Source organism: Abiotrophia sp. HMSC24B09, from assembly GCF_001815865.1.
Lineage (GTDB): Bacteria > Bacillota > Bacilli > Lactobacillales > Aerococcaceae > Abiotrophia.
This window is the reverse complement of record NZ_KV822210.1, coordinates 143,945-167,389: the sequence shown is the minus strand read 5'-3', so window position 1 is coordinate 167,389 and position 23,445 is coordinate 143,945. Positions and strand designations below refer to the sequence as shown.

General features: G+C 46.7%; 23 protein-coding genes. 1 reads left to right on the top strand and 22 read right to left on the bottom strand.

Going from position 1 to position 23,445, the window contains the following annotated elements:
* Window positions 1-40: 40 nt before the first annotated feature.
* The 21 genes from HMPREF3093_RS07040 to HMPREF3093_RS06940 form a co-directional block, all read right to left on the bottom strand.
* Complete coding sequence (locus HMPREF3093_RS07040; RefSeq protein WP_070756289.1) at window positions 41-1,117, bottom strand: competence protein CoiA; 1,077 nt, start codon at window positions 1,115-1,117, stop codon at window positions 41-43.
* Window positions 1,118-1,296: 179 nt separating this feature from the next.
* Window positions 1,297-2,772 carry a xylulokinase gene (xylB, locus tag HMPREF3093_RS07035; protein WP_070756288.1) on the bottom strand — a complete coding sequence of 492 codons (1,476 nt, stop codon included), beginning with the start codon at window positions 2,770-2,772 and terminating at the stop codon, window positions 1,297-1,299.
* 17 nt (window positions 2,773-2,789) lie between these two features.
* Window positions 2,790-3,311 (bottom strand): D-lyxose/D-mannose family sugar isomerase, encoded by a 522-nt coding sequence (locus tag HMPREF3093_RS07030; protein WP_070756287.1) that lies wholly within the window; start codon window positions 3,309-3,311, stop codon window positions 2,790-2,792.
* 22 nt (window positions 3,312-3,333) lie between these two features.
* Window positions 3,334-4,425 (bottom strand): PTS fructose transporter subunit IIC, encoded by a 1,092-nt coding sequence (locus HMPREF3093_RS07025; RefSeq protein WP_070756286.1) that lies wholly within the window; start codon window positions 4,423-4,425, stop codon window positions 3,334-3,336.
* 29 nt (window positions 4,426-4,454) lie between these two features.
* On the bottom strand, window positions 4,455-4,763 hold the full coding sequence (locus HMPREF3093_RS07020; protein ID WP_070756285.1) for a PTS fructose transporter subunit IIB: 309 nt from the start codon (window positions 4,761-4,763) through the stop codon (window positions 4,455-4,457).
* Between the two features lie 17 nt (window positions 4,764-4,780).
* Complete coding sequence (locus HMPREF3093_RS07015) at window positions 4,781-5,653, bottom strand: ketose-bisphosphate aldolase (protein ID WP_070756284.1); 873 nt, start codon at window positions 5,651-5,653, stop codon at window positions 4,781-4,783.
* A 17-nt stretch (window positions 5,654-5,670) separates the two neighbouring features.
* Window positions 5,671-6,147: a PTS sugar transporter subunit IIA gene (locus HMPREF3093_RS07010; RefSeq protein ID WP_070756283.1), complete on the bottom strand. Its 477-nt coding sequence runs from the start codon at window positions 6,145-6,147 to the stop codon at window positions 5,671-5,673.
* Window positions 6,148-7,617 (bottom strand): BglG family transcription antiterminator, encoded by a 1,470-nt coding sequence (locus tag HMPREF3093_RS07005; RefSeq protein ID WP_070756282.1) that lies wholly within the window; start codon window positions 7,615-7,617, stop codon window positions 6,148-6,150.
* A gap of 251 nt (window positions 7,618-7,868) precedes the next feature.
* Window positions 7,869-8,669, bottom strand: a complete 801-nt coding sequence (gene rhaD / locus HMPREF3093_RS07000; RefSeq protein WP_070756281.1) for a rhamnulose-1-phosphate aldolase — start codon at window positions 8,667-8,669, stop codon at window positions 7,869-7,871.
* A 3-nt stretch (window positions 8,670-8,672) separates the two neighbouring features.
* Window positions 8,673-10,025 (bottom strand): PTS galactitol transporter subunit IIC, encoded by a 1,353-nt coding sequence (locus tag HMPREF3093_RS06995; protein WP_070756280.1) that lies wholly within the window; start codon window positions 10,023-10,025, stop codon window positions 8,673-8,675.
* Window positions 10,026-10,075: 50 nt separating this feature from the next.
* The gene (locus HMPREF3093_RS06990) at window positions 10,076-10,354 is read right to left on the bottom strand and encodes a PTS sugar transporter subunit IIB (protein ID WP_070756279.1); all 279 of its coding nucleotides are present in this window, start codon (window positions 10,352-10,354) and stop codon (window positions 10,076-10,078) included.
* A 15-nt stretch (window positions 10,355-10,369) separates the two neighbouring features.
* Window positions 10,370-10,831, bottom strand: a complete 462-nt coding sequence (locus HMPREF3093_RS06985) for a PTS sugar transporter subunit IIA (protein WP_070756278.1) — start codon at window positions 10,829-10,831, stop codon at window positions 10,370-10,372.
* A gap of 5 nt (window positions 10,832-10,836) precedes the next feature.
* Window positions 10,837-11,688 (bottom strand): PRD domain-containing protein, encoded by an 852-nt coding sequence (locus tag HMPREF3093_RS06980; RefSeq protein WP_070756277.1) that lies wholly within the window; start codon window positions 11,686-11,688, stop codon window positions 10,837-10,839.
* A 246-nt stretch (window positions 11,689-11,934) separates the two neighbouring features.
* Window positions 11,935-13,557, bottom strand: coding sequence for an amidohydrolase (locus HMPREF3093_RS06975; RefSeq protein WP_070756276.1), 1,623 nt, complete (start codon window positions 13,555-13,557; stop codon window positions 11,935-11,937).
* A 9-nt stretch (window positions 13,558-13,566) separates the two neighbouring features.
* Window positions 13,567-14,649 (bottom strand): ABC transporter substrate-binding protein, encoded by a 1,083-nt coding sequence (locus tag HMPREF3093_RS06970; RefSeq protein WP_070756275.1) that lies wholly within the window; start codon window positions 14,647-14,649, stop codon window positions 13,567-13,569.
* A 175-nt stretch (window positions 14,650-14,824) separates the two neighbouring features.
* Window positions 14,825-16,003 (bottom strand): nucleotide disphospho-sugar-binding domain-containing protein, encoded by a 1,179-nt coding sequence (locus tag HMPREF3093_RS06965; RefSeq protein ID WP_070756274.1) that lies wholly within the window; start codon window positions 16,001-16,003, stop codon window positions 14,825-14,827.
* A 156-nt stretch (window positions 16,004-16,159) separates the two neighbouring features.
* Window positions 16,160-17,089: an aldo/keto reductase gene (locus HMPREF3093_RS06960; RefSeq protein ID WP_070756273.1), complete on the bottom strand. Its 930-nt coding sequence runs from the start codon at window positions 17,087-17,089 to the stop codon at window positions 16,160-16,162.
* Window positions 17,086-18,891 (bottom strand): beta-galactosidase, encoded by a 1,806-nt coding sequence (locus HMPREF3093_RS06955; protein WP_070756272.1) that lies wholly within the window; start codon window positions 18,889-18,891, stop codon window positions 17,086-17,088. The genes HMPREF3093_RS06960 and HMPREF3093_RS06955 overlap by 4 nt, the downstream gene beginning before the upstream one ends.
* Window positions 18,888-20,252, bottom strand: coding sequence for a PTS sugar transporter subunit IIC (locus HMPREF3093_RS06950; protein ID WP_023391244.1), 1,365 nt, complete (start codon window positions 20,250-20,252; stop codon window positions 18,888-18,890). Before HMPREF3093_RS06950 ends, HMPREF3093_RS06955 begins: the two co-directional genes overlap by 4 nt.
* Window positions 20,253-20,339: 87 nt before the next feature.
* Window positions 20,340-20,657, bottom strand: a complete 318-nt coding sequence (locus HMPREF3093_RS06945; protein WP_070756270.1) for a PTS sugar transporter subunit IIA — start codon at window positions 20,655-20,657, stop codon at window positions 20,340-20,342.
* 12 nt (window positions 20,658-20,669) lie between these two features.
* On the bottom strand, window positions 20,670-20,987 hold the full coding sequence (locus tag HMPREF3093_RS06940) for a PTS sugar transporter subunit IIB (RefSeq protein WP_070756269.1): 318 nt from the start codon (window positions 20,985-20,987) through the stop codon (window positions 20,670-20,672).
* A gap of 209 nt (window positions 20,988-21,196) precedes the next feature.
* Here HMPREF3093_RS06940 and HMPREF3093_RS06935 point away from each other — a divergent pair, with 209 nt between their 5' ends.
* The gene (locus tag HMPREF3093_RS06935; RefSeq protein WP_070756268.1) at window positions 21,197-22,384 is read left to right on the top strand and encodes an ROK family transcriptional regulator; all 1,188 of its coding nucleotides are present in this window, start codon (window positions 21,197-21,199) and stop codon (window positions 22,382-22,384) included.
* A gap of 57 nt (window positions 22,385-22,441) precedes the next feature.
* On the opposite strand, the gene HMPREF3093_RS06930 is transcribed toward HMPREF3093_RS06935, so the two are convergent.
* Window positions 22,442-23,341 (bottom strand): DUF7916 family protein, encoded by a 900-nt coding sequence (locus HMPREF3093_RS06930; RefSeq protein ID WP_070756267.1) that lies wholly within the window; start codon window positions 23,339-23,341, stop codon window positions 22,442-22,444.
* Window positions 23,342-23,445: the final 104 nt, after the last annotated feature.

Here is a 23,445-nt window from a genome sequence, read left to right as displayed (position 1 = left end):
CAATCCTTAGCTAACAACACGATAAAGGCCCCTATCTCGATCAAACGCTTAGGTTTTGTGCCAGCCAATGCCACAGCCGAAGGAATGATTGGCAAATTTCAGGCAGCAGTCTAGCTCGCCCCTCCTCGCCTAACAAAGGCGTCGGGGCAAGGTGAAGCTTATCGGCCTTTACTAGACTTTCATGGAAAAGCAACCATTCCTGGCCTGTAAATCCTTGCTTGGCTTCCTTAGCCTCCTTCAAAAAAGCAGCCTGATAGGCCAACCAGACCCAACCAGGCTCTGGGCTGACGAGGACTTGATAGCGCCCCTGTAGGCACCAAGCCGGCAGAGAGCCCACCTGAATCCCCTCCTGATAGAGTTGACGCCAATAAGATTGGTGACCAGCCACCAAATGGCTGCGTATATGGCTGGTAGGTTGGCCTTCTTGGCAGTGACAAGCCCTTGGTCCCAACCAAGCACCATAAGCCAGACAATCCGCCTGCCAAGCCTGCTGAGACAAAGTCCTCAGTAAGAGGGTACGACTTTGGTAAGTATAGGACAGGCGGGAATAGACTAAAGGCAGATTAAAATCCTGAACTAGGCAGGCGCCCTCCACATCCAGGGCTAGCCAATAATAACCCCAACCAGGAGCATAGTGTAGGCAAGTTTGTTTCCAACGGGTCTTGAACTTGCCCCTTAGGACGTCAGCTGATAATAGCCAGACCACTGTCTGACCCAAGGTTTGATAATCCGCCTGCCGACTAGTCATAAGCTGAGCGGAAATTATCGATTGTTGATACTCCGCCACCCACTGACGCTGGGGCAGGTAGAGGTCCGCAAATTGTCCCGAAGAAGGCAAATAATACTCCAAACTCACACTCTCGCCTTGGGCTTGGAAGGTCTGACCTAAAAGACGCTTGGCCGCTTGATGCCGCTCCGACTCCATGACCTGGCGCTTACTTAATTTAGTTTGCCCACAAACACCATCCATATGAACAAAATGGGGTCTAACCCGTCTCCCCGACCGTAATTTAAGCGGCCGATGACAGCGCGGACAAAACCAGGGCCCCTCCCCCACTAACCCCGCCACCTGACTAGCATAGACCAACTTACCCGCTCCATTCAAAGCCGCATACATAAAGACCCCTCCCTCTATATATAGCCCAAACAACTACCTCTCGCATTTTTTGGTGGCTTACAGTTTGGTTACAGAGTAGGGTTCTCTTAGAATAATCATAGAGCCAAGACCTTATCTTCCCTAAGGTCTTGGCTCTATTCATTTTCTATGGTTCGACTATTCAAGGTCAGACCAAAAAACTAATCTGTCAGGTTGCATGTACGAGGATAAATCTGCCCATATACTTCGTATAATTCTTGATAATGTTGAATTTTATTCTCTTCAGGATGAAACTGCTGATTCAGTTTTAGGAACTGTTCCTGGCAGGATGAAAAATTCTCGAACCAGCCCATGGCCATCGCAGCTAGCATAGCAGCTCCCAAGCTAGGACCTTGCTCAGGCTGAATCGTGATGATAGGTTTAGCGAAGATATTGGCCTGGAGTTGGCACCAATAGTCAGATTGGCTTCCACCCCCAATAGAACGAAGCAAAGTCGGGGTACCCTTAGTTTCCTTTTCTACTAGTTGAAACAGATCTCGCAAGGAAAAGGTGATCCCTTCTACGATGCTACGTGCTAAATCAAGTGGGCCGTGACTAATATCGAGATGCATAAAACTTGCTCGCACCTTGCTGTCAGGATAAGGACAGCGTTCACCTTGTAAGTAAGGCGTAAACCACAGTGGAATAGCCTCCTTAGCGTCATGTTCTGCTATTGCTTCAAATAACTGCTCATAACTTAAGTCAGGCAGAAACTGTGTCTTATACCACTTGAGACTATCTCCTGCTGCTAGCGTAACCCCCATTTGATAGTACTGGCCAGGCACAACATGTTGGAAAACATGCGTACGTCCAGTAGTTTCGTCAGGTAAGGCCCCTAGTTGCAGATAGACACCTGAAGTCCCGATACTCACAAGGCCTTGTTCTGGAATTAATCCCGCTCCTAAAGCTCCACAGGCATTATCCGCCCCACCAGCTACTAACTTAACAGGCTTTTTCAGCCCCCACTCTTGGGCAAGTTCTGGCCGAAGCCAACCAACAACCGACATAGATTCGGCCAAAGGTGGACACCATTCCAATGGAATACCCAAACTCTGACACAATTCTTCCGACCATTTGCCTTGCTTCATATCAAGCAACAAGGTACCCGAGGCATCAGAATAATCCATTTGCATAGGGGCACCTAACCAATAGCGCAAATAGTCTTTTGGCAGGAGAAAATATCGTATCTGAGTCCAAATTTCAGGTAAGTTTCTTTTTACCCAAAGTAATTTAGGCAGTGTAAATCCAGGCAAAGCAACATTTTTACTAATTTCGATTAGCCTTTTCCCTAAAATATGTTCCAGAATTTTACACTCCTCGTGGGTCCTACCATCATTCCATAAGATAGCGGGATGCAAAACTTGGCCTTTCTGGTCTAACATAACAAGTGAATGCATCTGCCCAGAGAAAGAGATGGCTTCTAAGCCACTCGCAAGCTCAGGCAAAGACCTAGTTAATTGCTCCATCACCTCATCCATAGCGCCTGTCCAGACAGCCGGATCTTGTTCAGAATAACCAAGCTGTGGGTGCTGCGTTTCATAGCTAACCTGCGCTTGGGCGACAAGCTGTCCTTGTTTATCCACGACTAAGCCTTTAAGGCTCGTTGTCCCTAAATCAATCCCTAGCACATATGCCATGAAGCTTCACCTCCTTTTTATGGTTCCACACGTCGAATATTAGGATCCGTGAATATATCGCTGGCATCATCGCTAGAAGAAGAAAATTCCGAGACAATCGCTCCTTCAGCCCCTGCCTTAAACCAGTGTTTTGTATTGGGACTAATCACAAACTGCTGTCCTGGTTCCAAATGAATATGGTGAAATACCGTATATACTGACTCTTTGCCTTTAGGAACCTGATCTCTTCCACCTGACTCAGGACCTTCAACGAATAAGTCTACTGAGCCCTTGCGGCATCGAAAAGTTTCCTGCTTTCCTGGCTGACCATTTCTCTCAGGATGACGATGTTCAGGGCAAATTTGCCCTGGTAATAATACAAGTTCTTTAGCACAGTAGCGTTCGTTATTATCATAAATGATAAGACTTAATCCTTCTCGTTCAAAATCATTAAGCCCAAAATCTGCATACTCAATTGCTTCTAGCTCATCTGGACGAAAAACCATTCCTGACTCACGATATAGTTGTTGAACGGCTAACTTCATTTCAGGTGATATCATATAGCACCCCTCCTTTCGCAATCTAACTGATTTTCAAATCATCCCATGATAATTCGTCTTCTTCCACTTCTTGGATTACAACTTCTGCTTCTGGATCCACTTGTGGACGTAAAATTAAAATTGTGATGGCTGTTGCCAAGGAACCTAATAGCAAGGCTCCAATAAATGCCCATGGACGAGTCATAGTAAAGACGGCAAACATACCTGAAGCTGGAATATGGCTATCTGCTCCCCAAAGCATACTGAGCGCACCCCCAACAGCCCCGCCGACACCTGTCGCAATGACATTCTTGAAGAGGTCGTTCAAGACAATTGGGAAGCAGCCCTCTGTAATTTGGCACACCCCCATAGGAAAGGCTGTTTTTAGGGTCTCAACTTCTTGTTTATTGAAGATATTCTTCCCTATTACCTTGCCAATGAAGTAAGCCATGGTCAAGCCAAATGGTGTCACCATAGAAGCTAAAATCAAGACGGTGATAGGTTCATAGATTTGTTCTGAGAATAGCGTGAAGACAAAGGCGAAAACGACCTTGTTAATGGCACCACCATAGTCGATTGAACTAAGAATCCCAATAATCGCACCATAAAAGAGTAATTGAGACCGATCTAATCCACCTAAGTAACCAGTAATTTGAGAAGCTACCCAGTTAATTGGTGTACCAATAATGTAATACATAATTAGCCCGGCAATGAATGAACTAGTAAATGGAATCACTAAGGTTGGCATTAAGCCTTGCATCCATTCTGGCACCTTAAGACTTTTTACAATTGTAACCACGGTATAACCCACAAGGTAGCCCCCTACCAAGCCACCAAGGAAGCCAGCCCCAATCCCTGAGGCCACCATCCCAACGATTAAGCCAGGAGCAATACCCGGTTTATCCGCAATAGAGTAGGCAATAGCTGTAGAAACAATCATTGGCAAGAGGCCTAAACCATAGCCCCCCATGGTCGTCATCGTATCTGCAAAACTAAAGCCTGCCTTGAAGTCCGTAATGGACGTACCTCCCATCATATTCCCAATAGCCAATAAGAAACCTGAGGCTACCACAATGGGAAGAAAGAAGGAAATAGCAGTCATCAAGTGCTTTTTAATTTCAATCTTCTTACTCATAAGACTCACTCCTTTTAGATTTGAGGTTATTATTGAACGAGTTCTTGTAATTTCTCAACTAATTTTGTGGGTGACTTAACCGCCACACCTGTTGGAACTTCCACTACCTTCTTACCGCTAAAACGTTCACGGCCACCAACCTTAATATCAGCTGCAATTAAAACGATATCCGCCTCTGAAATTTCTTGGGCAGATAAATTATTCTGAGTACCTGCTAATCCCTGTGTTTCAATGGCTATCTCATGCCCTAAGGCTTGCGCAGCTTTCATGATTTTTTCCCTTGCAATATAGGTATGAGCAATACCAGCTGTACAAGCTGCAATCCCAACAATTTTCATACGAAACCCTCCTCACCTTATTGATAGTAGAGCTGTGCTTTATTTGCTGAATTAAAGAGACGGATCTTATCTTCTGCCACTTTCTTAGTTTCTAGCATACATGGTGGGAATAGCACATTTGGCTCACGCATTTCGCTATCCCCACTATTAAGTTGCTCCCGCAATCTATTGGCAAATACAATCTTGATATCGCTCGAAATATTAATCTTATTAATCCCCATTTTCACAGCCTTGGCGATTTCTTCATCTGGGTTACTTGATCCCCCATGTAAAACAAGTGGAATAGATACCTTCTTGGTGATTTCTTCTAGAATATCGTGCCGTAAATGAGGCTTAATATTCTTCGGATAAATACCGTGTGCCGTGCCAATGGCAACGGCCAGACTGTCAGTGCCCGTCCGTTCTACAAAATCTTGCGCCACATCAGGATCTGTATAAATAACTTCTGTCACTCCTCCTTCAATGCTATTCCCTGTATCGCCAATAGTCCCAAGCTCTGCTTCCACAGATACGCCCACGGGATGAGCAGCAGCTACCACTTTTTGTGTAATCGCCACATTCTCTTCATAAGGGAGATGGGAAGCATCAATCATAACGGATGTAAATCCTAGCTGAATGGCGTGAATTACTTGTTCATAGGACGCCCCATGATCTAAATGAATGCAGACCGGCAGTTTTGTATGGTTAGCATAATACTTGACCTGATCGACAAATGAGTCTGTTAGGAATGAGAGTTCATCTGGGTGGATGGCAATCATAACAGGTGACTGCAATTCTTCGCAGGCCTGCATGACAGCTTCTAATAATTGACCGGAGCCCGCATTAAAGGCAGGAACAGCAAAACCATGTTGATTTGCTACACTTAGGATTTCTTTACCACTGATTAACATATATTTTCCTCCTTCACTTATTGGATATTAGCTTGACGGCTAACAATTAACTGATAGAGTTCATCTACTGACTTGGCTTCTTGAACTGCTTGAATAAAGCTATCATCTGCAAGTAGAATTGCTACTTGTTGCAACAAAAGAATATGTGTCGTATTGGCATCTATATCCCTCACTGCAAAGAGGAAAACCACTGACACCTTTCCCTCATCAAGTGTTTCCCACTCAATAGGATGCGCTAATTTGGCAATGGCAACTGTTGTTTGTTTCACTCCTTTCGACTTGCCATGAGGAATTGCAACTCCCCCTCCAATACCTGTAATACCTTCACTTTCTCTAAGGTAAACATCCTCAATGAAGGTATCAACATCTTTTAGATAGCCTTTGGCTTCCAAAAGCCTTCCAAGTTCTTCTAACACCTCCTGTTTGTTTCTAGCCGTAGAATTGACGACCATAATATCTTTATCAATTAGTTGATCTAGGCTAAGTGTCGTCATCTATATTCCTCCTTCCAAGATACTGCGAATTAATTGAATATCTTTTTCTATCAAGACCGGACTAATGATTATGACAGGCTGGGTTACAAATGACGGAACTGTTCGTACCGTAGAAATCACCACATCCACCTGGTCTAGTATTTCGGCCTGCCGTTCTAATTGCCGTGTTCCCATAGTAGCCACCACTTCCAAAGTGGGAAAGAGATGCTTAAGGCGAATCTTGAGCAGTTCTGAGGTTCCAATCCCTGTAGAACAAATAAGTAGTACACGGTTTATATCTGGATGCTTCAGTTTAAATTTCTCAAAATATAGAGTTAAGTAGCCCATTTCAGCTTCATTAATAAGGGGATTACCCGGTATATCTCGGCTCAACCGTTCTGTGATTTGCTTGATACGTTCGAAAGTTGCCTGGAACTCTACCTTGACCTCTTCCAACATGCTGTTGCCTACTTGGATCCCCGTTTTGAGTCGATGAATCATAGGTAGTATATGATAATAGAGGTCGTTATAAAGACTAGAGTAGAATTTATTTTCTCTGTTAAACTGCTCAAGAGAAAAGAAATTCAAAATATAATACTCTGTCATGAGCGCTGCTAGGCTTTGGTCAAACTGGCTAGTTGAACGGTCCTTTAAGTTAATGGCATAAATGTTTTGGAAGAGAAAATAAACTTCTAATTCATGTAGCTCTTGATGAAGGAACTGCTCCATACGGCCAATAATTTGGTGGGATAAATTCACTAAAGCTTGGTTATCTTGCATTAAGCCTTCCTCTTCTGTTGTTAAGGGAGACTGACTTTTTAGAAAACTAACATTTCCTTCTCTATAGCGCTTCATCACCATATAGAGATGTGAATATAAATTGACGTCATAGGGATAGGAAATGGCTTGCCCTAATTCGGTCTCAATATAAGTCAGTTGACTCATAATAAAATGGTGATCAAAAGAGCTTACTTCGTGCTCTGCATTATTCATGTAGGCGCTTTTATTTTGCTGTATAAACAGGGTATTGATGGCTATTCTAACCTGTTGTTCACTACCTTCAACTCTTACTTTTTGTCCTTCTACAACCAGTTTAAGCTGAAAGGCCGCTAGCGTATCCTCCATTTTTCGGCAATGGCGCTCAACTGTACTTTTACTCATGTAATCAATTGACATGATACTAGTCAAATCTAGACGGTAAGGATACTTAAAGAGTAGGCGCAATAATCGATTGGTCTCATCACTGTCGTCCTCGAAAAGTTGCCTCCAATCTTTATCGAGGTAGTAACTGCTGAGTTTGTATCCCTTGCCTGTCTCTGCTAGAATAATTGGTTCTTGATATTGGCTAATCGCCACCTCATTAATCTTTTTAACCATTCGATAAACGGTCTTAGATGATACAGACATATGCTTGGATAAATCAGATGCGGACACGTAGTCATCGAAATTCAAAGCCTTCAAGACCGACTCTTCCTTCAAACTGAATGTCATACTTGTCACCTCTTATCTTTATTATAGTTAAGATACTGCATTTTTTACGTCAATCACTGTCTTTAGGACGAGCCACTCTGCTAGTATTGGAACTAGAAGGTGGCCTTAGCTATAGACAGCCTTTGAAATTTATTAACTAAAATGTCCATAGTCTCCTCTCTTTTCCTAGTAGTCTTCAACTTTTCTCTATGCAAAAAGCCCCCGACAGCTGTAAGGCTGCCGGGGGCTGGTGCCCGCCACCTACTAGTGGGCTATTTTTCTAGTAGTTCCCAACGTGGGGTTACTTTGAAGAAGTCAGCTAGATCATGTAACTGGCTATCGCTAATGCCATCTTGATGTGGCAAGTGAGCGATGCTGAGGTAGACCTTGGCTGCCTTGTTGACGGTCTCAATGAGGCCAAAGCAGTCCGCAATGCTAGAGCCAGTGGCTAAGATGCCATGATAAGCCCAGACGACGATGCGACTATCCTTGAGTTTGGCTGCTGTCGCCTGGCCAATGGCTTCGGTCCCGCAGACCATCCAAGGTACGACCCCGATACCATCAGGGAAGACAATCAAACACTCGGTAATCATACGCCAGAGGGTCTGAGTGAAGGCTTGGTCTGTCTGATCCAGGATAAAGCTGAGGGCAGAGACTTCTGTCGCATGGTTGTGGAGGACAATCCGATGATTAGGATCCACCGCCAGTCGGGTGCTATGGCTGAGTAGGTGCATATAAATCTCTGATGTTGGTTTATTGTCCCCTTCGAAGCCCCAGACAATGGCGTAACCATTGGGATCTACTCGAATCACACCCAAAGTCTCCGTCAGGGAATCCCGTACCCGGCGAAATTCTGAGCCTGACGCTGTAATCAGGACATGACGACCTACCATATTCTCCGGCACATGTTCCAAGGGAACAAAAGGTGGGGATGCCACTTGATCAACTTGTGTGAGTTGCTCTTCAGTCAGAATAGCGGAGACATTGCCCCCATTCTTCTCATCCCAACCCATAGACCACATAACGTGTGTAATATCAGCAAATTCCGCAACGATGGTGCTGTTTTGGAACATCTTCTATTCACCTGCCTCTTCCATTTTTTTGTTGTAGGCCATCCGTGCACGGTAGAGCACATAGAAGAGGCCAGCCCATAAGACGAAGAGTAGGATGCTGACAATATTGCCAGACAAACCAGTAGATAGGAGATAACGGAAGTCAGGACCTTCAAAGGTTGACCAGGACAAGAGCTTGCCAGCTTCTACTACCGCAGCCCCTGTTTCATTAGCCAAACGGGTAATATAAGTAGCGAAGAAAGTTGCCCCATAGAGGAAGAGCGGTGCAGACACTACCCCATGGAAGATCATCCGCGCCAAGTTCCCGTTGGTTAGAAGCAAAGCCCCTACAACAAAGGACAAGTTGATAATCCCAGCAAATGGTAAGACAATGTTACCAGGTAAGATAACCGACATAATCAATAGCACTGGGATAGTAATAATCACGGCTACCCATAGCTCATTACGCCCTGCCAAGATTGGCCAGTCCAAGCCGATAAAGACTTCACGGTCGCTAAACTTCGTCCGCATAAATTCAGAGATGGCTTCAGATACAGGCGATAGGGCTTGAGAGAAGAGCTTAGAAATCATTGGGAAGAGGGTCATAGCGGTCGCAGCTTGGACGGCTAACTTGAGGGAACCTGATAGCCCATAACCGGCTGCCAAGCCCAAGACGAAACCAATAATAGCCCCCATAACGGAGTTTTCACCAAAAATCCCGATTTTTTCCTTAAGAGCATCGGCATCCATTGGCTTGTTGAAGAAAGGAATCTTCTTCAGCAACTCATCAATTGGATAGAGAATAACGGAGATTAAGACAATAAAGTGCGGCACGGTTACCCCTGGAATCCCGGTCAAACGTTCCACTTCAGGTCCGTACATATCGCCCGCCTTGAGCTCGAAAATAATTTGAATAGTTGCTGCAACAAAGCCCATGATGACATTGCCGGTAATATAGGAAACCATAACGGCGGTAAAGATTTTACCCCAGACATTCCACATGTCCACGTTGACGGTCTTGGTTTGTTTGAGCATCAGCATGACAATGTTGACCCCAATGGTCAGAGGGAACATGAGAAAGGCATATGGCCAAGCCCAAGAGATGGCCGCCATACCAGGCCAGCCGCCGTCTACGGCTGGTAAGGAGAAGCCGGTTCTCGTAGCCATCGAGGCAGCTGCATCCCCCATGGAGGTCATCATGTAACCAATCAATAGCCCCATCCCGGAGAAGGCTACCCCTAAGGTTAGCGCTGAATGGAAAGCTTCGGAGAATTTCATCTTCATGAGAAGCCCGATAATCAACATTAAGAGGGGAACAAAAACGGCTGCTCCCAAATCATTTAAGACATAATTGACAACTGTTTGTAAGATATCCATGTGTCATTCCTCCTTGATTCACACGGTCGTCGTTGCTAGAAAGCCAGGTCCTAGGCCTTCAAGAAATCAATAATCTTTTGTAACTCAGCATCTTGCCCCATACCTGTCAGGAAGGCAATGCCGTTAAAGGTTGGGATATCGATTTGATCCTTAGTTTTAACGATGGAGACATAGGCATCCGCATCTTTGATGTGATGTTTGAGTGATTTAATGTCCACTGCTTCGACATGAGCAGGCACGCCCTTGCCTTTGAGCAGCTTATCTAATTTGGACGCCACTGTTTGAGAGGTCGCAACCCCAGAACCACAGGCAACAATAATCTTTTTCATAATCAATCATCCTTTCTAATGGCTTAATAAGTCTACAATTGCTTCTGGCGACTGGGCAGCTTCTAGCTTGGCCACCAGGTCTTCCAGGCTTAAAAGTGCCATGAGCTCTGCTAAGAGATCCACCTGAGCCTTGGCTTCTTTTATGCCCAAAATCATGATATAACGCGGATAAACTACCACATCATCGGTCCCCATCTGAATAAAAGGTATTACCGGCTCTGCCAAGCGGTAAAAGGCGATAAAGGGACGTTTGACATGTTCAACATAGGTATGGGGAATAGCCACCGTCACATGTTCTAAGGCCAATCCTGTCGGGAACTCCGCCTCTCGCTCTGCCAAGGCCTGACCGAAGCTATCGGCCACATAGCCCAAGTTTTGCAACTTGGCCGCCTGATGGGCGAAGAAGAGGGCTTGGTCTGTCTCCTCACACGCCAAATCAATCAATTCCGACTGAATTAAACTTGCTACAACCCCCATTCGGGTCACTTCCTTCCTAGAATACGAACAAGGTGCAATAAGAGATAGAAATCTTCATCCTGACCAAAGCTTAGATTGAACTCTTCCAGTAAGGTCTCCTTAAGGACCTTCACGAGGTCCCATTCCCGGGGAAAGACCCCAGCAGTCGTCTCTAAGACGGTCTCGATTTTTTCTGGTGAGACGGTCTCTTGGCCTGGTTGATGGCTCAAAGTCCGAATCAGGAAGTAGCGGATATGAACCACAAAGCGCCCATAGTCGGGGGACTCCTTGTCAAGGAGCTCTCCCGTCTGTGTCTCAATCACTTCAATCATACGATTGAGGATTTCGCTCAGTTCTACCACATTGTGGAAGCCTGCCTGATCGATTTGGCCATTGACCAGATGCAAGGTCAGGAAGGAAACCTCTTCCTGGGCCAAGTCAAGTTGATACTTGGCATTGACCTGGGCAATGGCCTCGGCCGCCGCCTGATACTCGTCCGGATAAAGATAATGGAGCTGATACTGGAAAGGATCGTAATCGCCCCCTTCAATAGGCTCCCGGTCCAAGGCATATTGCAAATGTTTAGCAATGGTGAAAATGAAGGTATCCATCAAGGATTGCTTCAAACATGCCTCGGCGATGATAGTAATGTCTTGAGCTAGTTCGAACACCCATGGTTCCAGTTCCTTAATTAGGCCTAGCAACTGTTCCTGACGGTAACTAGACGCTAAACTAAAGACCCTAGTCACAGCAGATGAGTCAATGGTGTCCCCTTTTTTCTTGCCAAACCCTACACCTCTCCCTAATGCTACCAATTCCGCCCCATCATCTCTGGCGATTAAGACAGCATTCTGGTTGAGTGATTGAATGACTTTCACTGCGCACCTCCCCTTTCGACAAAAAATAGGCACAACTCTCCCTTTATGGGAAAGTTATGCCTAATCTAATAGTTACACCACTTATTACCTACATTATAATGTATGCGCTACCTAAATTCAAGGGTATTTCCTTTACAAATCCATCTTTTTACCTACAATATGCAGAACTGGTTCCACCAAAAGCCCTTTGCCAAGCCATTCTTAAAAGCAAAACTGAGACCCAATCAGGTCTCAGTTTCTATAATCTTAATAAACTTGCTGGCCAGCCAAATAAGTAGCCGTCACTTTGACTTGTCGCCAGTCCTTGATGGTTCGTAAATCATGGGACAGGACAACTAAGTCTGCCCACATCCCAGCTTCCACACCGCCAATATCAGTTCGACTTAAGGCCTTAGCGGCCCCAAGTGTATGGGCATAGAGAGACTCCTCTAGGGTCAAGCGTTGTTCTGGCATCAAGCCTTGTGCTGGTAGCCCATCCCAAGTCTGGCGGTGGACTGCGTAATGTAAACTCTCCAGTGGTGTCACATTGACCACCACGGGCGTATCGGTCCCAAAGGCCAGAGTTGCACCTTGCTTCAGGAATTCCTTAAAAGGAAACATGTGCTGAGCACGTTCAGGCCCTACTTCTTCATCCAAGCTATCGTAGCCCACCATCAGGTGGCTTGGTTGAACAGAAACTACTAGCTGCTCTTGGGCAACTAGATCTAAATCAGCCCAATCCATTACTTCTAGGTGCTCAATGGTGTGGAATTTACCCAGACTGAGAGGAAATTTGGCTAGGGCTTCCTTGTAATAGGTCAAGGTTAACTCAATGGCCCGGTCACCAATGGCATGGATCCGCATCGGCCAATCTTCTTGGCTAGCAGCTAAGATAAAGTCATGCTGGGTCTCAATCGGGATTAAGGGCCCACCCACATCTCCTGGGTAATAGGGCTCCGGATACTCTGACTTGAGATAGGCTGTATGAGAAGAAGTCACGCCATCAAAGAATTGCTTAACCCCACCCATTTGTAGCCAAGGACCACGATAGCGCTGATAGAGTTGACGCAGGGGCTCGCGATTGGCCCGCATAGCTGGGAAGAAGCTGAGACGCAACGGAACCTGAGCCAAGGCGCGTTCATAGAGTTCCGGATAGACCATATCATCAGGACTCTCACCTGTAATGGCAACATCCCCTACCGCCGTTACCCCCATAGCATGAAGGTGACGACTAAAATCTTGCATAGCTAGAACTGCTTCTTCATGGAAGCGTCGGAAGACCTCCGTCTGATAGTAGACTGCAGCAGCTTCTAGGAAAGTTCCCGTTAATTGGCCATCTACCTCATCAACTAGAGCCTGGCCTGACAGGGTCACAACATTGTCAGGATTCAAGTCCAAGGCCTCCAAGGCTGCGGTATTGAGCCAAATAGAGTGAGCGTCCCCTGACAAGAGCATGGTTGGCTCCGAACAGTAACGATCAAGCGTACGACGATGGGGCTGCTGAGCCGGTTGAAACTCGCTAGCATACCAACCAATGCCTAAGCGCCAACCCTGACGTATAGGTAGCTCCTGGGCTTGACGTGCGACTATTTCGGGCGTCGCTCCCCCTACTTGCCCCAAAATGCCCGCTTGAATCAAGCTAGAAGGATAGAAGTGGACATGCGCATCAATAAAGCCAGGCAGCAACATTTGCTGACCTAGGTCCTTGAGCGGCAAGTGCTTGAGTGCTTCTGGCACTAGAGCCTCAAGATTAGCTTGGCCTCCCATTGCTTCTTGATTATTCGGCTCATAGACAGCCGCAATTCGATGGTCGCGAATTTCCACAAGGGCTGGCCCGATGGTTCCCTTAGTCGGGTTATAGAGGGCCTGTGTCTTCAATAGATAGTGCATGATTTCCTCCTATAAGGCCATCTTGAAGCCTAAGAATTGTTCGTTAAATTCCTTAATGACATCCGCCGGTAGGAACTCATAGTGTTCAAGTTGTTGTAAGATTTCAGCGGGCGGATTGAAGGCTGGGTTGTCCAGCGTCTCCTGAGGCAGTAAGGCCTTGGCTGACTCATTTGGAGTGGCGTAACCTACATATTCTGCGTTTTTAGCGGCATTTTCTGGTCGTAGCATAAAGTTAATGAAGGCATAGGCCCCGGCTTCATTTTTACTAGTGCTAGGAATAGCGAAATTATCTGTCCATACAGCCGAGCCGTCTTTTGGCACGATATAAACAATATTAGGATTGTCGGCTATGACACTGGCAGCATCGCCGGAATAACCCATGCCAATCGGCGCTTCACCTAAGCGCATGAGTGGTTTGATTTCATCGGTCAAGACTGCTCGAACATTAGGAGCCAGTGCCTTGAGGTAGGTGCCGGCAATGGCTAACTCCCCTGGATCTTGGCTGTTAAGCGAATAGCCACGCGCCTGCAAGGCCATCCCCAGAGTCTCGCGATGGCCATCTAGGACTAGGATAGAATTCTTAAATTCTGGTTTCCATAAATCCGACCAATTCTCAATAGTGGCTGGGTCAACTTGCTCTGTATTCACCATAATCCCAAAGGTCCCCCAGAAATAAGGCAAGCTATACTGGTTACCTGGATCAAAAGCATGGTTGAGCAACCAAGGTGTTAGATGCTCTGTCCCTTCTAAGCGGCTATAATCTAGCGGTTTGAGTAAGTTCTGATTTTTAAGACGCGCAACAATGGACTCGCTAGGAAAGACTAAATCATAGGGTGTTCCGCCTTGCTTAAGCTTGGCTTCCATAGCGTCATTGGAATCAAAGGTCTCGTAGATGACCCGATAATTACTTTCTTCTTCAAAGGCAGTAATCAGTTCAGGGTCAATATAATCCCCCCAGTTAAAGATATAGAGGGGTTGGCGCTCCACCCCTTGGGCGGTTGTTTGAAGGGACTGCTCCAAATGATGGCGTATCCCCCACAGGGCAGCCATTACCCCAACCAAAATTACTAATCCTTGTACCAAACGCCGCACTGCGCGTCCCCCTTTCTAAACCGGATTCATTCACTTCTTTCATTCTATCATAGTCGCCAGTCTGCTACTAGCCCTGTTTGCCGACCTTAGTGGCGGATACCTTAAACGTTCGGCTTTTTATCTAGTTAAACTATCAAAAAAAGATGCTCTACTCATCCAGTAGAGCACCTGATACTTAAGTGTTTTGGGCCACTTGCTCCATAAAGGCAAGGGCTTCTTGATAACCGCCACTGGCCTTAAAGCTCTTGGCTACACGTCCCGCTGCATCACGATAATGAGGCTCTTCCAAAACGGTTAGGACGGCATGCCGAATGGTGGCTGGTGTCATGAGCTTGAGCCAGTAACCGGCTCCCAGTTCAGCAGTCCGTTTGGCTACGGCTCCTTGTTCAGGCGTTTGGGGGCAGAGAATAAGGGGTACCTGATGATAGAGCCCTTCTGAGGCAGAATTCATACCACAATGGGTCATAAAGACGTCCGCAATGGCCAATACCGCCATTTGGTCTACTCGATCGTGAATTTCGATATGGTCAGGCAAGCCCTGCCAGTCACTAAGCTCACTCTGGCCTAAAGCTATGATGACTTGATAGTCCGGCAAATCCCTGAAGGCCTCTATTACGGCTCGATAGAAGTCCTCATTATGAACGACTGTCCCCAAGGACACGTAGATGGTCTTGGCTCGTGTCTTAGGATAAGGTTTTTCAACCGGTCGAATTGACGGTCCAATAAAGCGATAGTTGGAGCCAAAACTATCCCAGCAAGGTTGAAAATATGGGGAAGTATAGACCATGGTAGGGGTAGCCTCATCATTTTGAATGAGGTCTAGGACACTGCCAATATCATAACCTCGCTCCCGCAAGCGATTGAGCTCGCGATTAATCCTCGGCATGGACCAGAGCAATTTCAATAAGGCCCAGATACTCTGCCTCATATAACGTGAGGACTCCTTATTGAAGGCAAAGGTCGTGTTGGAGCAAACATAAGGTAGACCCAATTTCTTAGCCAAGAGCTTGGCCCAGGTTGCCATCGAGTCGCCTACCACTAAATCCGGCTGAAGTGCTTTTAGGGCCTCTAGAGCTGGACCTTCCATAGCCAAGGTAGACTGGACTAGCAAATGTGTGGCAAAGGCCAAGTCCTTGCCCGAGCGGTCTGAGCTCTCGCGCTCATCTAGCCCCAAGTCTAATTCCCCATAGTCATCGCAAGCCACAAATTGAGCACCTGTCGCCTGAATGGCTTGTCTGAAGCGTTCAAAGGAAAAATAAGTCACTTGGTGCCCGGCTTCCACTAGATAGCGCACCAAACCCAGAGTTGGATTGGTATGGCCTTGAGCTGGTATACAGAACCACGCAATTTTCATTCTTATCACCTCATTTACAAGACAAGGGCAAATAATAGAGACAATATATTAACCCTATTATAACACGGTGCTTCGCTAAACCCCAATAAAATTACCCTAGCCAAAATAGACAAACACCATCCTATGCTAGGCAGCATAGGATGGTAACTGACTTACTTATGGGAGCCGATTGCCCCCCGCTTTATAGATACGATACCAGTCCTCACGACTGACGTCAATGCGACAAGCTTGCGCCAAATCCACTAAGCGCCAAGGCTGCATGGAACCTACTAAGACTTGCATTTTAGCAGGATGGCGTAGAATCCAAGCTAGAGCCAAGGCATCCGAGCTGACACCATAGCTTAAAGCCAAGCTAGCTAAACAATCCCTTAAGTCCTGATAGTCTGGATGTAACATATAGGGGCCCTGGTGTAAATCCACTTGGAAAGGCGACCAGGCCTGGATAGTTACCTGATGAAGGCGACAATAATTGAGGACATCACCATCACGATTGATACTCTCCGGGTCTTTGGTATTGACATTCAAGCTAGCATCTAAGAGGACCGTGTGGGCTGGCCCAAATTCCAACTGATTGACAATGAGGGCTTGATCTAAGTAGGAAGACAAGAGACTCATTTGGCCTGGATTCTGGTTGCTAACGCCGAAGTAGCGAACTTTACCCGCCTGATGAAGGTCATGGAAGGCCTCGGCTACTTCTTCTGGTTCCATCAAGGCATCTGGCCGATGCAGGGCCAAGACGTCTAGGTAATCTGTTTGAAGTCGCTTGAGGCTACCTTCCACCGCTTGGATAATGTGGTCTTTGGAAAAATCAAAATGGTAGTTAGACCAGACATCGGCCAAGCCACATTTGGATTGGATTAAGAGGTCCTGGCGGGCTAAGCCCATGTCTGTCCAGGCTTGGCCAAAACGTGATTCAGATTGACCCTTGCCATAAATATCTGCATGATCGAAGAAATTAATTCCTAGGTCTTGGCAGGTCGCTAGGACCTTCTGGCTGTCAGCCAAGCTTAGGCTATCCATGCGCATACAACCTAAGGCGATGGCGCTGGCACCTGCTAGCTGACCTCCTAAGTTTATGGTCTTCATGACTCAGCCTCCTCTTCTTCCTCTGGTCGATAAACAGGCTGATCGACTAGGTTCAAACTCTCTACTGGCACCGACTCCGTCTCAAAGACCACGAACTCGTTGTGAGCCTTGAGGAAGCCTGACGGAACATAGAGGTATTGGATAGGCCCCTGAGACCAGTAACGGCCAAGGTTGAAGCCATTGACACAGACGCAACCCTTGCCATAGGCAGAGCAATCAATAAAGGTATCCTGAATCTGATCCATCTCAACTTCGAAGCGGTAGAAATGGGGACTTTCTGGTTGTGTAGGTCGCGGACCTTCATGGTAGCTAATTGCTGCTAACATGTCTGGCTTGAATTCTAGGGCATATTGTCTGAAGCCTTTGCGGAACTGGTGGTTAATCATAACTCCGCCCTTAATGCCCTTAGACTGGGTTGGACTATTGAGTTTGAAGCCGTAATTGACGCGCCCCATATTTTCTACCAAGACATCGACTTGAGCAGTGGCCTGGTCGGTATCAAAGAGCACTTCATCGCCAATGTCTTCTCGGTATTGGGTCACTAGGTGCTTGCCTTGGATAAAGACTTGAACTCGGTCATGGGCATTGATGATTTTAAGTCGTTCCGGATGGCCATGGTGAGCGACCTGCGTCCGATAGAGGGTATAACCATAGTGTTGGCCCAAGGCTTCCATGGCTAGCGGGTAGTCCACTTCTTTGCCGGTTCCTAACTGGTCGGCGACTTCTAACAAGTCGGCCCAGCCAAGCACTGGATAGGTGCCATAGGCTCTAGCCTGGCGGCTACGCGGCTCAAACTGAGGTAAGTCTGGGAAAAGCTCATGGGTCACCCGCTGAACTGCATAATATTTGGCAGTTGGTTGGCCCCATTCATTAATTGGGGCATCGAAATCATAGGAAGTGACCTGCGGAAGATCCCGATGCTTGCGCGCAGAACAGCCATTAATAAAGCCAAAGTTAGTCCCGCCTCGCAAGAGGAAGAGGTTAACACTGCCGACAGACATCATTTCCTTAACATCATGGGCCAAGTCCTCTGGGTCACGGCGGACAATAGGCTCATTCCAACGGTTGAACCAACCATCCCAGAACTCCGTGCACATAAGTGGCCATTGCTTGCCATGACGGTCGAAGAAGGCTTGGAGGGCTTGGGTATTGCCCGGTGCATCTGAGCCGAAGTTACCGGTGACAAAGATATCATCTTCAATCAAGGTGCCGGACTCTAGCGCTTCAATCCAGGTGCCATCGGAGGTAAAGAGTGGCACATCTATCCCCCGGTCACGCATCATTTGGGCCACTGCCCGTAAATAGTCTTTGTCTTCTGCATAGGAACCATACTCGTTTTCGACTTGCATCATCAAGATGGGGCCCCCATGAGTGAACTGATAAGGTACTAGCTGTGGTAGGAGCCAATCATAATAAGCCGCTACCTTGGCCAAAAAGGCCTGATCATAGGTGCGATATCGCATGCCGGGATAGTTGAGCAACCAAGCCGGCAGGCCCCCAAAATCAAACTCCGCACAAATATAGGGACAGGGGCGGACAATCAAGTGCAGTCCCATACGGCTGACTAGGTCAAAGTAGGCTTTGAAATCCAGCAAGCCGCGGTCTTCAAAGCCCCCTTCATGAGGCTCATGCAAATTCCAAGGGATGTAAGTCTCGACGGTATTGTAACCTAGCGCCTTAAGATTGTAGAGGGTGTCTTCCCATTGATCTGGATGCAGACGGAAATACTGGATTGCTCCTGACAAGATTTTGAAGGGCTGACCGTCTAAATAGAATTGGTCGCGAATTTCGAACTGTGTCATGCGCCCATCTCCTGTTGTTTATCAGCAATCTTAACGAATGGATAGTAGACGGCAGTGGAAATCCCGATATTAATCAAGGACAGGACAATAGCCCGCCAGTCAAAGGCTGTTGCGAAGAAACCATAGAGGACAGGTGGCATTACCCAAGTTACGTTCTGAGTAACCGGTGCTACCAAGCCCATCGTTGTCGCAAAATAAGCCACTGTTACCATCAGCACTGGACTGAGGACAAATGGGATGAACATAATTGGGTTGAGGACAATTGGCACCCCGTACATGACAGGTTCCCCAATGTTAAAGACCATAGGGAAGATCCCTAACTTAGCCACTTCACGCAAATGACGGCTACGTGCCATCCAGAGAATGGAGATAGCTAAACCAATGGCATCGAACCAGACAAAGGCACCGAAGGAGTTATCTGTCCATAGATAAGGAATAGTGGTGCCAGCGCGGTAGGCTTCCAAGTTGGCTAGCATAGTCACCCCGAAGAGACTGGACATAACAGGCGCCAAGACGTTGCCGCCGTGGAGACCGAAGAACCAGAAAATCTTGTTTAAGATGACAATGATGAGGACAGCCAAGAAGCTTTGCGACATATTAAGCAGTGGCGCTTGTAAGACCTTATAAACCCAGGTAATCATCAATTCACCGGTCAATTGATTGAAGGCATAGGTGGCAATGGCGACTACATACATGGCAATGGCTGCCGGAATGATGGATAGGAATGGCTTAACGATAGCAGGTGGTACTGAATCTGGCAACTTAATGGTCCAGTTGCGATTCATAACCTTACAGAAGATGATAACTGATACGAAACCAATGATAATCCCCGTAAAGTAACCCTTGGCCCCGATTTGGTCTAGCGGAATGGCATTACGTACCGTAACCGCTAATTCCTCCCCTTGAACTGCTACACCTTGTAGCTTATCGCCCAGAAGTCCAGCTAAGGCCTTAGAGTCAACATTTTCTAGCTTAAAGTTCTGCGTTACCGTATTGGCAATTGTAATGACGTAGGAAGCAACAGCCACCAAACCAGCGGAGACTGTATCCACCTTGTAAATCTTGGCGATATTAACACCAAAGTTAAAGAGAAAGAGGAAGACAACAATTGGGATAGACCCTTTGAAGAGGATGTAGTTGATATCAATCAACCACCCAAAAGTCTGCGGGATGAAGGTATTGCCAAATTGGCCAGGTAAATCCGCCAAAAAGGCATTAATCATGAGAGCGAATGATCCGGCCATAATAACCGGCATGGTCCCAATAAAGGAATCCCGAAGTGCAACAAGGAACCGTTGGTTCCCGACTTTGTTGGCGATAGGCATCAGGCGCTCTTGCCAACGATCGACTAAACTTGCCATGTTAATTCCTCCTTAAATTTTTACATAAATTAATTAAAACTACGGTTTGGGTGTCTACCAACCTAGCTCGGACTGCTCCAAAGCCACTTATTGGGGTAAGACTTGGTAGACTTCGATTAATTCCTGAGCTAAATCGACAAAGGCGATACTGGTCATGAGATGATCCTGACCATGAATCATAAAGAGACTGAGGGGCTGCTCAATCCCTTGCGCTTCTTGAGCCAAGACTCCGGCCTGGGCGTGATGGGCTTCTAAGAGGGCTGCTCGAGCCGCTGCCATTCGCTCCGTCGCAATCTGGAAATCTCGCTTCTTAGCTGCTGCCATGGCTTCGATAGCACAGGATTTGGCTTCACCACCATACATAATTAACTGCATGGCTACTTCTAATGCGGCTTCTTGTGACATAGGCTTGCTCCTTTATCCCATGAGGCTTACGGCTAAAGCCAAGACCTTATCGCCTTTCATCATGCCATAATCTGTCATGGGGATGACCTCCACTGGGATGCCACGGGCTGACAAGTCAGCGGAAAATTCGTTCTTCAAATAGCGGACTTGGGGGCCTAACAATAAGACATCTACTGCATTGTTTTGGAGATATTCCTTGGCTTCTGGCACTGGCACAGCAAAAATATGGGCATCTAACCCTTGATCTTGCGCGGCCTTTTCCATCTTGGATACCATGAGGCTAGTCGACATCCCAGCGGCACAGACTAACATGATTTGCTTGGTTTCCATTTACAACACCCTTTCCTTAAAATTCGAAAGAAAAAATAACCGGTCCCTATTATTTTGAAAATGTAAACAAGCAGGCGTGAACGGAACCGATTCTTAATTTATTATTTACTTTCTATTACTATTATAGGATTGAAAGGGCTTTTTGTCAACGTTTACATTTGAGGCTATGCATGTTTTTTGTTATGATATTCGTGAGGGAGTGAATATCCATGACGTTAACTAAAAAACAAGCCGCCTTAAGGGCCACCATCTTAGATAAACTATATGCAAAAGCACCACTATCACGTATTGATATTGCCAAAGAAACGGGCATAACGCCTGCTACTACGGGGTCTATTATCGGGGATTTAATTCGCCAAGAACTCGTCTATGAAGTTGGGGAAGCTGAAGATGATAGTGTAGGCCGGAAAAAAACCTTACTTAGTCTTATGCCCCGTCGTGCCTACTATCTAGGTGTCGAAATCTCTGAAAAATACCTAGCCTTGGTCATTACGGATAACCTTGGCGAAATTCAAGCCAGCGACTACAGCATGACCTTCCAACAACTAGGTAACTACCCGACTAGCGCTGACTTAGCCGACTTCATTCATCAATTTATAAGGCAACACCCTGACTTTCCCCTGACCGCCATTGGCGTCGGGCTACCAGGTCATGTGGACTTCAACTTGAGTCCCTATATTCAATCCAACAATCAGCATTGGCAGAATCTCAATCTGGAAGAGCTAGCCCAGGCCTTTAGCCTGCCGGTTTATTTTGATAATAAGTCTCACTGCTTGACCCTGGCCCAAAGGCTTTATGGCCAAGATGACAAAAACGACCATAACTTTATCGTCTTCCATGTCGCTAACGGTATTCATTGTTCCTATATGTATCAAGGGCAAATCTACGGGCGACAGAACTTCCTGATTGGCGAAATCGGTCATACGATTTTGAATCCACAAGGAGAAGCCTGCACCTGTGGTAAACGGGGTTGCCTGCAAGTCTATGCTAGCGAAGCTAGCCTGATTGCTAAGGCCCAAACCCTCTATCGGGTAGCCCAATCCACCTTCCTGCCTAGCTTGGTATCAGAGCCCGAATCTATCACGCTGACGACCATTATGGATGCCTGCGCCTTAGGCGATACTAGCTGTCTCCAATTGATTCAGCAAGCCTGTCACTACCTGTCGATTGCCCTATCCAATCTCAGTCAGCTGATTGACAGTGACGCCATCTACCTTGACGGCCAATTCTTCTCCTATCCGCTAGTTGACACCCTCTTGCACCAGGAGCTGGCGGCTACCACCCCGCTCTTCCATAAGCAAAAGAAAATACGACTCATTCCCCTAGCCTATAGCCCACTTAATATTGCGCGGGCAGCCACTAGCCTCTGTGTCAAAGCCAGCTTCTTATCAGCATAAAAATAAGCGGACCATCTACTAGATTTAGTAGATGGTCCGCTCTTTTTATTGCCTTAATTAGCGGTTAATGGAACGCGCAATCATGGAAATGGTATGTCGTTGACCGCGAATTGCCTTGCTGAGGGCAAAAATGTTCTCTACAGGAGCCAAACAACCATAGCCAGAGTCCCCAATGTGCTGGATGTCTACCCCACAAATCTTATTGCGGATAGCCATCTGCTTAATGGTGTCGGTATCCGAGCTTTCTTGGCTAGTTCCAATGGCGCTCATCACTAGAGCCCCTGCTTGATGGGCTCGCTGAACAATGGCCTTGAGATCCGCCTCATCGAAGCCTGGCACACTGCCTACAGCCGGCGCCAAAATAATATCGGCTCCAGCCTCAATGAATTGGCTGACCGCTTCTAAGTCTGCAACAGGCTCGTCAACACCTGCCCCATGCATCTTCCCCGCAATAACCAAGCCAGAGAAGTGCTGCTTGGTTAGTCGGATGGCCTCCGCTATGGTATGATTGGTCACACCAGTCCCAGGATTACCCGTCAAACAGATAAAATCAAGACCAAAAGCTTCGGCCGCCTGTAGCGATGCCACATTGACCTGGCGCCCAGTCACTAATTCTTGCCGTTCTTCATTCATCTTAGCGTTAAGATCGACAGGCTCCAAATTGACGCCAATCGGGCGGCCCACCAGTCGATGGAGCTCTGCGACAAAATTGGGTGCATCAGGATCAATAGCAAATATAACGGGGTTTAGTAAGTCTACCCCATTTAGTAAAATGAGATCCGCCCCAAAAGCGCGAGCCATCTCTGAGTTGGTAATATCCCCAATGTAGGACTCCTTAAAGCCCACATTCTCAGACAAAATCACTCGACCTTCACTAGCCTTAATACTCTGTTTTAGTTCTGCTGCTGACATGGCCAGAATTTCCGACGTGTTGGCACTAATCAAACGTTTTACCATGTGAATCCTTCTTTCTATTATTTCTTAATCAGAACAACCCTAACACTTGATTACGCCTTTTTGTTTACATTTTGTTATTAATTAGTATAGCATGATTCGTCAGT